The organism is Sporosarcina sp. P13 (assembly GCF_002743055.1).
In the GTDB taxonomy this organism is placed as follows: domain Bacteria; phylum Bacillota; class Bacilli; order Bacillales_A; family Planococcaceae; genus Sporosarcina.
In genome coordinates this window covers 1-13,880 of sequence record NZ_PDYM01000021.1, presented here as the reverse complement: position 1 = coordinate 13,880, position 13,880 = coordinate 1, and the positions used below count along the sequence as shown (strand labels likewise).

Below are 13,880 nucleotides of genomic sequence, written 5' to 3'. Positions count from 1 at the left end.
CATAACAAATTCAATTGACTTTTATTCCGATCTTGGCTTACCGAAAGACGGGTATAGTGCATTTGCAAGTTCAATGAACTCTGGTATTGATAATGTTTCTCCTCTTCTTACCGGGTCAATTCCAACTGTATCGAATGCTTGCTGAATCAATTCCTTCTTCTCCTTACCTTCAGGAAGAGACGCCTGTAAGTTATTCCACAACGTTTTGCGGCGATGGACAAATGAACCTTGTGTCACGTTGAATAGGAAGTCCTCGTCCGCTACGTCAGGATACGCTTCTTCCTTGCGAGTTAAACGTAAAACAGCCGATTCCACATTCGGTTGTGGAATAAAAACGGTTTTAGGTACAATCATCGATACTTCTGCATCCATATAGTACTGAACTGCAATAGACAGTGAACCATACGCTTTTGTGCTTGGCTCAGCCGTAATACGATCCGCCACTTCTTTTTGCATCATAATGACCAACTGCTTGACTCTAGCCTTTTCCATTAAGAACTTCATAATAATTGGAGTGGTTATATAATACGGTAAATTGGCTACTACCACTACATCCTCATAATCAGCGAATTGCTCTTCTATTACTTGATGCAGATCTGCTTTTAGTACGTCTTGATGAAGTACCGTCACGTTAGGATACGGAGACATTGTATCTTCTAATACAGGTAAGAGTCGGCCATCTATTTCAAACGCCACTACCTTCCCTGCTTTACGCGCCAAATGCTCAGTTAGTGCACCAATTCCAGGACCTACTTCAATAACACCTGTACTATCTGTTATGTTTGCGTGAGAAACGATATTTTGAAGCACATTGGAATCCACTAGAAAGTTTTGTCCTAAGCTTTTCTTGAATGAAAAACCATGCTTCTGTAATATTTCTTTCGTTCTCATCGGTGTTGCGATGTCTTTATACATCTGTCTTCATTTCCTCCTCATCGAGAACCCTTATCGTTTCTTCTAACCGTAGCTGGGTAATCCGGAACATCTCTAAACGTTTTTTGAGCCCCTTGCCGTTTACCTGACCGATCTGCAATAACTCACTCAGTTTCTCCCGTCTTCCCCTTGAGTCCGCGTGGCCAATTAGCTTAGCGTCCAGTAGCATTGCCATTGGAATCTCTTCTAGTGTATGCTCACTGACCGTATAAACAGAAGCTAACGCCTGACGTATCGCTTCGTCGCTTGCATGTTCAATTCCTAATCCGCGTCCATTCTTCGCAATCGTTTCTTTCTTTGGTAGAAACGCATGCTTAACGCCCGGTACCTGTTCTTCTATAATCGCGCGTATGCGTCTTCCCGGAAAGTCAGGATCCGTAAAAACAATAATTCCACGTGTCTGCTGTGCATGACGAATCCGCTCAATCGTTTTGTCACTAATAGCAGAACCGTTTGTTTCAATCGTATCTGCACCTGTCGCTCTTTTGATAGCAATAGTGTCTGATTTCCCTTCCACTACAACTACTTCCTCTATATTCACAGGATTCCTCTTTTCTTCTCATATCATTCTTTCTATTTTACTGTTTTTTTGCATCCCGCACAACCATGCCGTTTACGTTTGTTAAAAACAGAAAAAGCCGGTAAGAAGAATGACTCTTCTTTACCGGAGGATCGTAATTAGTTAATTACTTTAATCTTCACTTGACGTCGTCCAAATTGATAAGCTGCTTCTTTTGTTGGCATGTGCAAATCGATACGATTACCTTTAATAGCGCCACCTGTATCTCCTGCAATCGCATAGCCGTATCCTTCAACCCAAACTTTAGAGCCTAGTGGAATCACTCGTGGGTCTACAGCAATTAATTTCATGTTCGGATTTGCACGTAAGTTAATGCCCGTTGCAGTTATTCCTGAACAACCAGTACAGTAAGCAGTATAGGCACTTGCATTGGCGTAAAATTCTTTTCCACCACCACTTGGTTCGTTGCTTCGTGAAACACCTACGTTTGCACTTTTCGCGGTTTGCGCCTTGCTTGTAGAATTAGCGCTAGCAACTACAACTTTCGCCCCTACATTCACTACTTTATGTGTAGGTTCTACAACAACCTCTTTACTTACTAATTCACGGGAAACAATTTCCCCGTTCTTCTTCGTTATTATAAACTTCTCTTGGACCTTACCTTTTTTACCTTCAGTCGTAACTTTCTCTTGACCTTTTAGCATTGTAAGATCTGTTTTTCTTTTTACTTTGAAGTCTGCTGGAACTTCCACAACATCGGTGACCTTTTCTACTCGTGCAATATTTACAACTGCATTAGACGATGTAAGCTGCGCTTTTGAATCGCCTTCTACTTTATCCAAATTATACAATCGGATATTTTGATCCTTTAAAAAGTCAGCGACAGTGGTCGAAGTGGACCAGTGCGTGCTTTCTTTGCCACCATCTTTCACAGTAACTTGAAATGCTTTCGCAATCGTGATCGGCTGATTATCTGAAATAGTTGTTGCCAATGCTGGTTCTATTTCATCGTGCGTGTTGATCTCGATATTTGCTGTCTTCAATACATCTTGTACAGTCTTTTCTGTTGTCCATAATTCCTGCGCCTCTCCATCAACTGCAATAGCAACTTTTTTCGCTTCTTGCCATGTGATAACTAAGCCATTCTCAAGCGGTGTATGCATTGCCGGCTCCAAGTGATCGTGTTGCTTTACCTGTACATCATTTTCGGCTAATACTTCTTCAACTGTCGATGCAGCTGTACGCAACTCTATCTTCTTACCGTTTAGATCCATAGTGACATCTTTCTTTTTTCCTTCAATCAATACAAGAGACGTAGTTGTGATGAATAAAGCGATTGCAATAAGTAAAACTGCAACGCGTTTACCCTTCGTGGTCTTCTGTGACATGAAAAAATTTCCCCTTTCATTACTCGGCTGAGTATATAGCGCTTATTTTCACCTGTTAATCTTCTAAACTATTGGTGATTAAAAATGTATGACCAACTTCCTCCCACTGAAGTTTTTAAACTCAGTAACTACTATACCTACACTATACGGAAAAGATGCATAGCATTTTCAGTGGTTTGCTTAGCAACTTCCTCAACCGAAATCTCCTTCAATCGTGCAATTTCTTCCGCCACTAGCGGAACATACGAAGGTTCATTGCGCTTTCCTCGGTACGGATGTGGTGCTAAATAGGGTGCATCCGTTTCAATCAGCAACTTTTCTAACGGAATTTCTGTTGCCACTTCTTTTGGCATTCTTGCATTCTTAAATGTCACGGGACCGCCAAGAGAAATTAGAAAGTTCATATCAATACATTGCTTAGCAGTTTCTACACTACCACCGTAACAATGCATAATACCCCCTACTTCACTCGCAGTTTCCTCCTGCAAAATACGAACTACGTCGCCTGTTGCATCTCGGTTATGAATAATGATTGGTAAGTTTACTTCTTTGGCCAACCTAATTTGTTTACGAAACAGTTCTTGTTGTATATCTTTCGGTGATTTGTCCCAGTAATAATCCAAGCCGGTTTCACCGATGCCAACGACTTTTGGATGTACCGATAATTCTTTAATCCACTGTAAATCATCTTCTGTACAATCGACTGCGTCAACAGGATGCCAACCAATCACTCCATAAATGAATGGAAATCGCTCGATTAACTCCATAGCAATCTTGATTGTTTTTGTATCAAAGCCAACGACAATCATCTTTTCTACTTTTGCATCGATTGCACGTTGTATAACTTCTTCTACATCGTGTTCATATTGATCTGCATTCAAGTGGACATGTGTATCAATAAACATTTCATCTCTCCTCACACTGTTTCCTATTCTATAATCTTTGTTTGTTACTTTCTTCTCAGTTATATTACATTTTCATTACAAAGAATCTTTTTATTCTGCCAAGTAGAAAGGAACGTAGGTAATAAAAGAAAAACTGTAGACAAACTCTAATTTTAGAGTTTGTCTACAGTCTGTAATATTTACCAATGTGGTAGACGTTTCATATAGTTATTTTACTTGCGCACCATTTTCTAACGCTTGATCCACTGTTGCAAGTTTTAATATGCCATCCTTTTGTCCCGCCAGGATCATCCCTTGTGAAATTTCACCCCGTAGTTTTACTGGCTTTAGGTTCGCTACAACAATTACTTTCATGCCTATTACGTCTTTTGCATCGTAGTATTCGGCGATGCCTGAGACTACTTGGCGCTGCTCGTAGCCTAGATCCACCTGTAGTTTTAGTAATTTATCGGCTTTTGGTATTTTCTCGCAAGCTGTTACGGTAGCCACGCGTAATTCTATATTCATGAAGTCATCAAATGAAATTTCATTTGATTCTTCAACTTCGTCTTTTACTTCCTCTTCCATTTCAGCAGGTGCAGTGATTGCCATTTGCTGACGGATGAATTCTACTTCAACTTCTGTTTCTAAACGTGGGAAGATAGGAACACCTTTATTGATTACTGTAGTACCTGTCGGAATACTGTAATCTTCTCGTAATGAATCCCAGCCAAGTGAATCTTTTGACAGACCTAGTTGTTCTACCATTTGCTTTGGCGCATTCGTCATGAATGGTTGTAAAAGAACTGCCGTATGATGAAGGGAAAGCGCCAAGTGATACATAACGGAAGCTAACTTCTTACGGTCTTCTTCTGTTTTTGCCAATACCCAAGGCGAAGTCTCATCAATATATTTATTTGTACGAGAAATCAATGCCCAGACATCAGATAACACGACGCTGAATTGCATTTTTTCCATGGAGTTTTCATATTTTTCTACAGTTTGCTGGATCATTGCTTGTAGTGACTTATCAAACTCCGTAGGCTCCAAGTTTTCCGTCAAAATAGCACCATCAAAGTATTTATTAATCATTGAAATAGTACGGTTTAGTAAGTTTCCTAAATCATTTGCCAAGTCATAGTTAATGCGCTCAACAAATGCTTCTGGGGAAAATACGCCATCTTGTCCAAATGGAAGTTCACGCAATAAGAAGTAGCGCGTTGCATCCAAACCAAAACGTTCCACTAGCATTTCAGGATAGACCACATTACCTTTAGATTTTGACATTTTTCCATCCTTCATCATGATGAAACCATGCGCAAACACTTTTTTCGGTAACGGCAAATCAAGTGCCATTAAGAAGATTGGCCAGTAAATCGTATGGAAGCGGACAATATCTTTTCCTACAACATGAACATCTGCCGGCCAATACTTTTTAAACAGCGAATCATCGTCTGTCATATAGCCAAGAGACGTAATATAGTTCGTCAACGCATCTACCCACACATAAATTACATGCTTCGGATCTCCAGGTACTTTAATTCCCCAATCAAATGACATACGGGAAACTGACAAGTCTTCTAATCCCGGTTTGATAAAGTTATTGATCATTTCATTTTTACGTGATTCTGGCTCAATAAATGTTGGATTTTCTTCATAATACGCTAATAGACGATCAGAGTATTTCTTCATATTAAAGAAATACGACTCTTCCTCCACACGTTGTACGGGACGTCCACAATCAGGACAATTACCATCTTCCAGCTGTGACTCTGTAAAATATGATTCACACGGTACACATTTCCATCCTTCGTATTTCCCTTTATAGATATCTCCATTTTCAAGGAACTTTTGGAAGATCTTTTCTACAACTCTTTTATGACGATCTTCAGTTGTGCGAATTAAATCATCATAGGAAATGTCCATAAGTTTCCAAAGACTCTTTGCGATATCAGCAATTCCATCTACATACGTAAGTGGTGAAAGCCCTTCTTCTTCGGCTTTCTCTTGAATCTTCTGGCCATGTTCGTCCATCCCTGTTAAAAATCTAACGTCATATCCACGTAGGCGCTTATAGCGTGCCATTGCATCGGATGCAATCGTCGTATAAGCCGTTCCTATATGGAACTTTCCGCTCGGGTAATAAATAGGTGTTGTAATATAAAATGTTTTAGATTGATTGTCCACACAAAATTCCTCCAAATAATTAATGTATAGTTTCATTTTATCGGATGTTATGCAAAAGTGCCATGTTATCAAGCAATTCTGTACGAGTCTTCTATCTTTTATCAATCACAGCAAATGTTGTGGTAGTTAAAACTCTATTCAACTTCCACTTTTCCCTTGTCAAAAAAGTGATAAATAATAATAGACATAATTCAAGTTATGTTGATTGACGGTTATTGGAAGAGTTGGTATGATAAATATTAGGCAAGAGAATCATGTCGAATTTTGACGAAAAGAAATCTAGAGTGTAGGAGGAATCCTTGTCATGAAATCTACTGGAATCGTGAGAAAAGTTGACGAGTTAGGTCGCGTTGTCATCCCCATTGAACTACGTCGTACACTTGGCATCGAGCAAAAAGATGCGTTGGAAATATACGTAGACGACGATAAAATTATCTTGAAAAAGTACATGCCTAATATGACATGTTCTATTACAGGAGAAGTCTCAGACGATAACCTTCGTCTAATTGACGGTAAGTTAATTTTAAGTCCTGAAGGCGCAAAACAACTCATTCAAGAAATTGAAGAGAAAATCAATTAATTAAAAAGAATCTTGAACGTTCAATCGTCCAGGATTCCTTTTTTATTTCTTCATCAATCTACATGATAGGCTTGATAGACATCTCGCTTACTCATTTCTCGTGCTTCCGCTACTTCACGAATAGCCTCTTTCGAACGTATTTCCTTCCGTTCTATTACATGCTCAACATGTTCTTTTACAGTTAGATCTGACCACCAGACATCAACTTGTTCTTCCTGTACATGTCGATTCCCTTCTACTACTAAGCAAAACTCTCCTTTAATCTCATTCGTTTCAGCCCATTCTACTGCCTCTACCAATGTACCTCTCAATAACTCTTCAAAGCGCTTTGTTAGTTCCCGTGCCATGACAATTTTTCGTTCATTGCCAAATTGCTCAACGAGTGCTTTTAGCGTTTGTTTTAGGCGATGGGGTGCTTCATAAAATAACAAGGTTTCTTCATAGCGTTGTAGTTTTGCAAGTTGTACTTTTTGTTCCTTCTTTTGTCTCGGTAAGAATCCCCAAAACAAAAAGGGTTGAGGGGTTATCCCGGAAGCAACTAATGCAGTGACTGCGGCATTCGGACCGGGAACTGGAACAACCGCTAGCCCTTGTTCAATCGCTAGTTCTACAAGATCTGCTCCTGGATCTGAAATACATGGCATACCTGCGTCACTAACGATAGCTATATCTTTCCCACTTTGTAGATGTTCTATAATTTTTTCTCCTGCCACTCGTGTATTATGTTCATGGTAGCTGATCATTGGAGTGCGGATATCGAAATGATTACAAAGCTTAATAGTATTTCGTGTATCTTCTGCAGCAATAAAGTCTGCCTCCTGCAAGATGCGAATTGCACGGTATGTCATATCTTCTAGGTTACCAATCGGCGTGCCAACGATAAACAACTTACCTGCTTCGGTCATCTCAGCACTTTTTTGAGAAGTAATCATTCGGATTGCCCCTTTCGAATATACTGCTCTTTTTGCAAGCGATTCAACTTCTTGAATTGATACTCTATTTGCATTGCTTGTCTTTTTGTTTCATACCTTTCGTAATATACATAGTGTACAGGCAAGCGTCCCCTCGTATACTTTGCACCTTTTCCTTCATTATGGACGCACAAGCGGCGTTCTAGATTATTTGTATAACCCGCGTAATACGAACCATCCCGACATTCCAGCACATAAAAGAAATGCTCACTCGTCGCCATACAACAAGTGCCTCACTTCTTCGGTGTATTCTCCATCCTGCGTGTAGACATACAAAGGTGGTAGGATCTTCAAGTCCGGCTTTCCATCTTTTATCGCTTCAATTAATAACGTATTCGCTTCCTTCCCTTCCTTTGGAAAGACAAATCGAATACGTTTTGGTTCCAATCGATTCTGTCGCATGGAAGTAAGTATATCCATCAATCTTCCCGGACGATGAACGAATGCTGCTTTACCGCCTTGCTTCAATAACTCACTTGCAGATCGGACGGCTTGATCCAATGTTAACTCTACTTCATGACGGGCAATAGTATAATGCTCACTTTTATTTTTTGTACTAGCGTCTATTGCCGGAAAATAAGGTGGATTGCAAGTAACCGTGTCATACGCTTCAAAACCTATTTTTTTTGCGATTCCAATGACGTTATCTTGTATGATCATTATCTGTTCATCTAACTCATTGTGAACCACGCTTCTCGTTGCCATATCTGCTAGTCGTTCCTGTAGTTCAATACCTATAATTCTTGACTTTGTCCGTGCACTCAAGAACAACGGAATGGCCCCATTTCCCGTACACAAGTCGACAATTTTTCCTCTATTGATCGGCACTGAAGCAAAACGAGACAACAATACTGCGTCCAATGAAAATGAAAAGACAGAAGGACTTTGAATAATACGTAAGTCTTCCGCTAATAAATAGTCAAGCCGTTCATCATCTTGTAAATTCACAATATACACTCCTCAATCAAAAGAAAAAGCCAATACCTAAAAATAGGAATTGACCATTTCAGCCGTTCTGTTTATTTAAAAATGACAGACAAAACAAACAATCTTCGCCTTTACGACTACTGCCATAATGGACGTTGCACACATGAAAACCTTCATTGTACAGACGTGCCAGATTATCTACGCCTTCGCCAACATCTAGCTTTTTCGGACTCTCATCACGTGTGGTCTCTTCTATATGTTGTGTAATCTTATCGATTTCGTCCAGCCGCGCTCGTAAATGATGGTTTTCCAGACGAAGCGAGTGGTTTTCTTCAGTCATCTCTGCGACAAACCCAATGAGTTCCCTGAATTGTTTTTGCATGGAGTCCAACTGTTGCTCAAACTCCATTACTCTGTCAAGAAAGTTCACTTCTTTCAACTGTTCCACCTCATCAATTCGTCAATTGAGCCATTTCCTTCTGTAAATCCTCAATCTCACTCCACGCATACTCAAGTACTCTTTCAAACGCTGGTATATTCACTTGTAGCACGCGCTCCAATAAGTTCAAACCAACTACTTTTCCTACCCCGTCTGGCGTAACAACTTGTTTACCAATATCAGGCATTTGCGCTTTCGCTTCTTCATATTCGTCATTCTCATACTTCAGACAACACATGAGTCGGCCGCAAAGTCCGGAAATCTTCGATGGATTCAATGATAGGTTTTGATCCTTTGCCATCTTAATAGAAACTGGCTCAAAATCTCCTAAAAATGTAGAACAACAAAGCATTCTTCCACAAGGTCCTATGCCGCCAAGCATCTTCGCTTCATCACGCACACCAATCTGACGTAACTCAATTCTTGTTCGGAAGATAGCCGCTAGATCCTTTACTAAGTTACGGAAGTCTACACGCCCTTCTGCGGTAAAGTAAAAAACAATTTTATTGCGGTCAAATGTATATTCTACATCCACTAAACGCATATCAAGTTGATGCTCTATAATTTTCTCAACACATACATCGAAAGCTTGCTCTGCTTCCTGTTGATTTTCTTTCACACGTTCTCGATCACTCTCGTCTGCAAGACGGATAATCTTCTTCAACGGCAAGACGACATCTTCATCGTCTATTTCGTTACTTCGACTAGCTACTTTTCCATACTCTACGCCTCTTGCGGTTTCCACAATGACATAGTTACCGATTTCGATAGTCAAATCTAATGGGTCGAAATAATATAACTTTCCCGCCTTTTTAAAACGGACGCCTACGACTTTAAACAAACAATAACCCCTCCTGCATAGTAAGCACCAATTGTTCTAGTAAAAGCGTACGATTCATATTTTGATGCAATCGTTTTTTTGCCTGCAAGATGGCATCTATTTTCACAGTTAAACTGCTATACGCATTTTTAACAGAGTGTCTGGTGAAGAATTCTAGTTGATCTGGATACGCAATAGTTGATTGCAACCCCGCTTTTACCGCAACAATATCACGGTAAGCAAAGAGAAGCAAGTCAATCCCTTGTTCGCAATCACTTTTTTCCTTCATCAAAGGCATCCAATCTGTCTGGATGAACAACAAAGCCTCCCCAGGCGATCGTTGTTCTATTACCTCTACTAATTTTAACACTAATCTTCGTCTCTGTACAAAAGAATCTTCTTGTGCCATTTCATAAGCTTCATTCACATTCGCAGTCAACATCGTAACCGTAGCAGCCATCGATGGCGTAATACCTTGCGTTATGAGGCTTTCCATACTTTCTTGTCGATTCATCGGCTGTAAGGATATCCGCTGACAGCGTGATTGAATCGTTGGCAAAATGGATTGGTAAGAGTCAGTAAGCAAGATTGCCGTTACATTCCCCTCAGGTTCTTCAAGAAATTTCAGTAATGTATTAGCAGCCGACGTGTTCATTCTTTCCGCATTCGCAATCACATATACTTTACGACCTTCTTCATACCCCTTTTTCGTCATCTTCATAATCAAGCTAGACATCTGTTCTTTTTTTATATCCTGTCCATCTGGTCTGATCAGCATAACGTTTGGATGGTTACCGGAATCAATTCTTTTACATGAGTGACATGTTTCACATGGAACATTTTCTATTGGATTCATGCATAATAGTAACTTCGTAAAGTAGAATGCTATAGCTTCTTTTCCTGCTCCATTTGATCCGTCAAATATATAGGCATGGCCAATTCGGTTTCTATTATAAATGGCTTGTAAACGCTTTGTTACTTGTTGCTGAGACTGCAGGGCATGCATAATGTCCGACATGCAATCTCCTCCTTAGCAATTATTCTATAGTTGTTGCAAAAAACCCCGTACTACAGGTAAGTGTAGCACGGGATTACATATATAAGTTGATAAGAAGTCCCTTGATTTCTCCTATCTTAGCCAGTAAATCAATAGAGGATTCTTCTTCATCTACTAAGGCTTCAGTTAGTGCAATTAGTTTCTCATCAATCGTTTGAACAATCTTCAATCGACGTCCATCGCCAAATTGATTCCATGTATGGGATTGCTTCAATTCAATGCCAGATTCAACTACTTCCTTCAAAAAACGCTTGATCAGCATTTTATACTTTGCCATATCCCGCAAGTTGCGTGATCTAGCTAGTTGATCTCCCACAGTTGAAATATCCCCAAAGAGTCGAGTGATTTGTTCACCTTGCAGACGTGCTCCTTGCTGTTCAACCATTTGACCAAAACGAGCATTGCCCGACTGTTGGCGAAGCGAATCTGGCGGTAGTTTATCCATTCCCGTCCGTAAATCACCATTGACTTTCATCAGTGTTCACCTCAACATCAAAAATGGTGGAACTGTTCAATTGGCAAGACAAATACAGTAGCTCCGCCTACCTCTACCTCGATCGGATACGGTATATATGAATCTGCATTTCCACCCATTGGCGAAACTGGTGCTACCATCTGATCACGTGACCGACAATTTTCACGAATTAAGTCTAATGCTTTTGAGACTAACTCATCCTCCACACCCATCAAGAATGTGGTATTTCCTGCACGAAGAAATCCGCCTGTACTAGCTAATTTCGTATTCCGAAAATCATTTTTAGTTAACGCGGAAGATAATCGGTTACTATCTTGGTCCTGTACCACTGCTACGATCAGTTTCAATGTACTCTCCCCTTTTTCCGATTTCTTATAAAAGTAGTGTTCTTTCATATTATATCATGAATCCTTGTGCTTGTTGACTTTTGAACTTACAATTCTCCAAACTTTTTCGAAAACTTCAGACTGTGGCTTCCGCGCATCCACTACACGAAAGCGTTCTACATCTTTGCGCATTACTTCTTGGTAGCCTTTATAAACTAGCTGATGAAATTCTAACGTTTCAAGATCCAGACGATTTTGTTCTCGTTCTTTATCTTTCCAGATACGCGCTAATCCAACTTCAGGCGGCACATCAAAAAACACCGTACAATCCGGCATATGATCCTCTATCGCAAACAGATTGATCGCTAGTACTTCTTCCAATCCTAGACCGCGCGCAACTCCTTGATAAGCCAATGAACTGTCGATAAAGCGATCGCATAGCACGACCATCCCTTGTTCCAGAGCAGGTATTACTTTTTCCACCAAATGTTGTCGTCGTGCGGCTGCATATAGTAAAGCTTCTGTCTTCCCATCCATCGTATGATGACTCGTATCTAAAATCACTTCACGAATTTTCTCCGCGATTGGAATCCCACCTGGTTCACGCGTTACGACGACAGCATGTCCTAGTGCTTTCAATCGTGTAGCAACTTCCTGCAATACAGATGTCTTACCTGCTCCTTCTGGTCCTTCAAAACTGATAAATAGTCCTGTCATAGTAAACGTCCCCTATCCTCATCAACAACAACTTTTATTTGATTTGTCTCCGGTTTGATTGCACCTTGAAAGTGACTTCCCGCTACTAATAAAGCAACTAACTGCGTAATATGTTCTTTCGATACCCGTTCACCCGCGCATAGCAATGGAATTCCCGGTGGATACGGAACAATAGCTTCAGCAGCAATACATCCTGTTGCCTTATCTATATGCTTCCACTCCGTTTTCATTCCAACGAGCTGATTGGATAGATACACGACAGTTGATACAGGAAGTGGGGGCATGAAAATGTTTGACGTTACTACGCTACTTTCAGACTGATTCAGTGAAGCCACTGCTGTTCTACACTTCTCAATTAGCTCCATCTGATTGTCAGTATAACCACTTTTGACGAGAGGTAGTACCCATAAAACTTGATACAAATCTGCCAACTCTGTATAGACTCCTTGATTCTCTAATGCTTTCTGCAATGAAAGTCCTGTATGTCCTTCCGCTCGCACCAATAACTTTAATGCATCATCCACTTCTACCACACGGATTGTAGGGATACTTCGCAAGCCTTGTAGCAACTTCTTACGATAAGCTTGAAAATATGCGGAGTCATCTTTATTATAAGACTCCACATACTGCCGTGCATCGTCTAATGAAGCCATTACTACATAGGATGGACTACTCGACTGTAGCATATGCAGATAGTGCGCGACTCGCTCTTTACTCACCAAATCTGAATGAACATGTAAAAATGAGCCCATCGTCATGGCTGGCAACGTTTTATGCGCTGATTGTACAACTACATCTGCTCCTAATTGTAATGCACTTTCAGGAAATATTTCATCCACAATAAAGTGGGCACCATGCGCCTCGTCCACTAATACCGGAATTCCACGCGTGTGACAAAAAGTGATAATTTCTTTCAACTCATTATTTTTCATTCCGTAATATGTTGGGTTCGTTAAAACAACTGCTTTGACATTAGTAGATTGTAAAACTGCTACCTTTACGCTTTCTAACGTTACATAACCTGCTGTTTGTGTGGTTTCATCCCACTGTGGAGACAAAAACACCGGCTTTGCTTCAGTTAGTTCTAACGCATGAAATACTGATTTATGCGCATTTCTCTGTACCAACACGGTATCTCCATACCTCACTGTTGCATACAACATCGCCAAATTCCCAACCGTTGAACCATTAACCAGAAAGAAGCTTCTATCGCTACCGTAAAGTGCTGCTAACTTTAACTCCGCTTGCTGAATCACCCCTTGCGGTTCATGCAAATCATCAAGACCCGTCAGCTCTGTTACATCATAGGCTAATGCCTGTCGTAATTCATGTGGTAAACCAGACAATGATCCATGTTTATGACCAGGCACATGAAATGAAACATGTTGTTGTTGATGAAATTTTTCAAGTGCCTGAACAAGTGGCCGATCTTCATAAATCATCTGCTATGCACCCCTCTTTTTTAATGAGAACACAAAGAAGCCATCCACTATGAATTCATAGTGAATGGCTTCGCGTGCCCAGCAACGTCCTACTCTCACAGGGGGAAACCCCCAACTACCATCGGCGCTGAAGAGCTTAACTTCCGTGTTCGGTATGGGAACGGGTGTGACCTCTTCGCTATCGTTACTAGACTGTTTGAGTTGTTCACTCAAA

At 40.5% G+C, this 13,880-nt stretch carries 16 protein-coding genes and 1 rRNA gene; 1 reads left to right on the top strand and 16 read right to left on the bottom strand.

The annotated features are described in order from the left end of the window. Positions 1–21: 21 nt before the first annotated feature. The 5 genes from rsmA to metG form a co-directional block, all read right to left on the bottom strand. Entirely contained in the window at positions 22–915 is an 894-nt protein-coding gene (gene rsmA / locus CSV79_RS10545; protein ID WP_099689015.1) for a 16S rRNA (adenine(1518)-N(6)/adenine(1519)-N(6))-dimethyltransferase RsmA, read from the bottom strand. Then, on the bottom strand, positions 908–1,474 hold the full coding sequence (gene rnmV, locus CSV79_RS10540) for a ribonuclease M5 (protein ID WP_099689014.1): 567 nt from the start codon (positions 1,472–1,474) through the stop codon (positions 908–910). The genes rsmA and rnmV overlap by 8 nt, the downstream gene beginning before the upstream one ends. Before the next feature lie 137 nt (positions 1,475–1,611). Further along, positions 1,612–2,841: a G5 and 3D domain-containing protein gene (locus CSV79_RS17365; protein WP_099689013.1), complete on the bottom strand. Its 1,230-nt coding sequence runs from the start codon at positions 2,839–2,841 to the stop codon at positions 1,612–1,614. A 137-nt stretch (positions 2,842–2,978) separates the two neighbouring features. Further along, positions 2,979–3,746: a TatD family hydrolase gene (locus tag CSV79_RS10530; RefSeq protein WP_099689012.1), complete on the bottom strand. Its 768-nt coding sequence runs from the start codon at positions 3,744–3,746 to the stop codon at positions 2,979–2,981. 207 nt (positions 3,747–3,953) lie between these two features. Further along, positions 3,954–5,948: a methionine--tRNA ligase gene (metG, locus tag CSV79_RS10525; RefSeq protein WP_099689050.1), complete on the bottom strand. Its 1,995-nt coding sequence runs from the start codon at positions 5,946–5,948 to the stop codon at positions 3,954–3,956. Between the two features lie 268 nt (positions 5,949–6,216). Between metG and CSV79_RS10520 the strand changes: the two genes are divergently transcribed. Continuing rightward, the gene (locus CSV79_RS10520) at positions 6,217–6,492 is read left to right on the top strand and encodes a transition state genes transcriptional regulator AbrB (RefSeq protein WP_099689011.1); all 276 of its coding nucleotides are present in this window, start codon (positions 6,217–6,219) and stop codon (positions 6,490–6,492) included. Positions 6,493–6,545: 53 nt separating this feature from the next. Here the strand turns inward: CSV79_RS10520 and rsmI are convergent, their stop codons facing one another. The 11 genes from rsmI to rrf form a co-directional block, all read right to left on the bottom strand. Then, positions 6,546–7,421 carry a 16S rRNA (cytidine(1402)-2'-O)-methyltransferase gene (gene rsmI, locus CSV79_RS10515; RefSeq protein WP_099689049.1) on the bottom strand — a complete coding sequence of 292 codons (876 nt, stop codon included), beginning with the start codon at positions 7,419–7,421 and terminating at the stop codon, positions 6,546–6,548. Continuing rightward, on the bottom strand, positions 7,421–7,684 hold the full coding sequence (locus CSV79_RS10510) for a GIY-YIG nuclease family protein (RefSeq protein WP_099689010.1): 264 nt from the start codon (positions 7,682–7,684) through the stop codon (positions 7,421–7,423). Before CSV79_RS10510 ends, rsmI begins: the two co-directional genes overlap by 1 nt. Further along, positions 7,671–8,411, bottom strand: a complete 741-nt coding sequence (locus tag CSV79_RS10505; RefSeq protein WP_099689009.1) for a tRNA1(Val) (adenine(37)-N6)-methyltransferase — start codon at positions 8,409–8,411, stop codon at positions 7,671–7,673. The genes CSV79_RS10510 and CSV79_RS10505 overlap by 14 nt, the downstream gene beginning before the upstream one ends. Positions 8,412–8,469: 58 nt before the next feature. Next, entirely contained in the window at positions 8,470–8,829 is a 360-nt protein-coding gene (gene yabA / locus CSV79_RS10500) for a DNA replication initiation control protein YabA (RefSeq protein WP_099689008.1), read from the bottom strand. A gap of 13 nt (positions 8,830–8,842) precedes the next feature. Beyond that, on the bottom strand, positions 8,843–9,670 hold the full coding sequence (locus CSV79_RS10495; RefSeq protein WP_099689007.1) for a PSP1 domain-containing protein: 828 nt from the start codon (positions 9,668–9,670) through the stop codon (positions 8,843–8,845). Beyond that, positions 9,663–10,667 (bottom strand): DNA polymerase III subunit delta', encoded by a 1,005-nt coding sequence (gene holB, locus CSV79_RS10490; protein WP_099689006.1) that lies wholly within the window; start codon positions 10,665–10,667, stop codon positions 9,663–9,665. The genes CSV79_RS10495 and holB overlap by 8 nt, the downstream gene beginning before the upstream one ends. Before the next feature lie 73 nt (positions 10,668–10,740). Continuing rightward, entirely contained in the window at positions 10,741–11,181 is a 441-nt protein-coding gene (locus CSV79_RS10485) for a YaaR family protein (protein WP_099689005.1), read from the bottom strand. A 17-nt stretch (positions 11,182–11,198) separates the two neighbouring features. After that, the gene (locus tag CSV79_RS10480; protein ID WP_099689048.1) at positions 11,199–11,528 is read right to left on the bottom strand and encodes a cyclic-di-AMP receptor; all 330 of its coding nucleotides are present in this window, start codon (positions 11,526–11,528) and stop codon (positions 11,199–11,201) included. Positions 11,529–11,582: 54 nt separating this feature from the next. Further along, complete coding sequence (tmk, locus tag CSV79_RS10475) at positions 11,583–12,224, bottom strand: dTMP kinase (RefSeq protein ID WP_099689004.1); 642 nt, start codon at positions 12,222–12,224, stop codon at positions 11,583–11,585. Continuing rightward, positions 12,221–13,666, bottom strand: coding sequence for an aminotransferase class I/II-fold pyridoxal phosphate-dependent enzyme (locus CSV79_RS10470; RefSeq protein WP_099689003.1), 1,446 nt, complete (start codon positions 13,664–13,666; stop codon positions 12,221–12,223). Before CSV79_RS10470 ends, tmk begins: the two co-directional genes overlap by 4 nt. A 76-nt stretch (positions 13,667–13,742) precedes the next feature. After that, positions 13,743–13,858, bottom strand: a 5S ribosomal RNA gene (gene rrf, locus CSV79_RS10465). Positions 13,859–13,880: the final 22 nt, after the last annotated feature.

Coding starts and splice junctions, on each gene's coding strand:
- rsmA (WP_099689015.1), bottom strand. CDS start 915: ATGTATAAAGACATCGCAACACCGATGAGAACGAAAGAAATATTACAG.
- CSV79_RS17365 (WP_099689013.1), bottom strand. CDS start 2,841: ATGTCACAGAAGACCACGAAGGGTAAACGCGTTGCAGTTTTACTTATT.
- CSV79_RS10530 (WP_099689012.1), bottom strand. CDS start 3,746: ATGTTTATTGATACACATGTCCACTTGAATGCAGATCAATATGAACAC.
- metG (WP_099689050.1), bottom strand. CDS start 5,948: ATGAAACTATACATTAATTATTTGGAGGAATTTTGTGTGGACAATCAA.
- CSV79_RS10520 (WP_099689011.1), top strand. CDS start 6,217: ATGAAATCTACTGGAATCGTGAGAAAAGTTGACGAGTTAGGTCGCGTT.
- CSV79_RS10510 (WP_099689010.1), bottom strand. CDS start 7,684: ATGGCGACGAGTGAGCATTTCTTTTATGTGCTGGAATGTCGGGATGGT.
- holB (WP_099689006.1), bottom strand. CDS start 10,667: ATGTCGGACATTATGCATGCCCTGCAGTCTCAGCAACAAGTAACAAAG.
- CSV79_RS10485 (WP_099689005.1), bottom strand. CDS start 11,181: ATGAAAGTCAATGGTGATTTACGGACGGGAATGGATAAACTACCGCCA.
- tmk (WP_099689004.1), bottom strand. CDS start 12,224: ATGACAGGACTATTTATCAGTTTTGAAGGACCAGAAGGAGCAGGTAAG.
- CSV79_RS10470 (WP_099689003.1), bottom strand. CDS start 13,666: ATGATTTATGAAGATCGGCCACTTGTTCAGGCACTTGAAAAATTTCAT.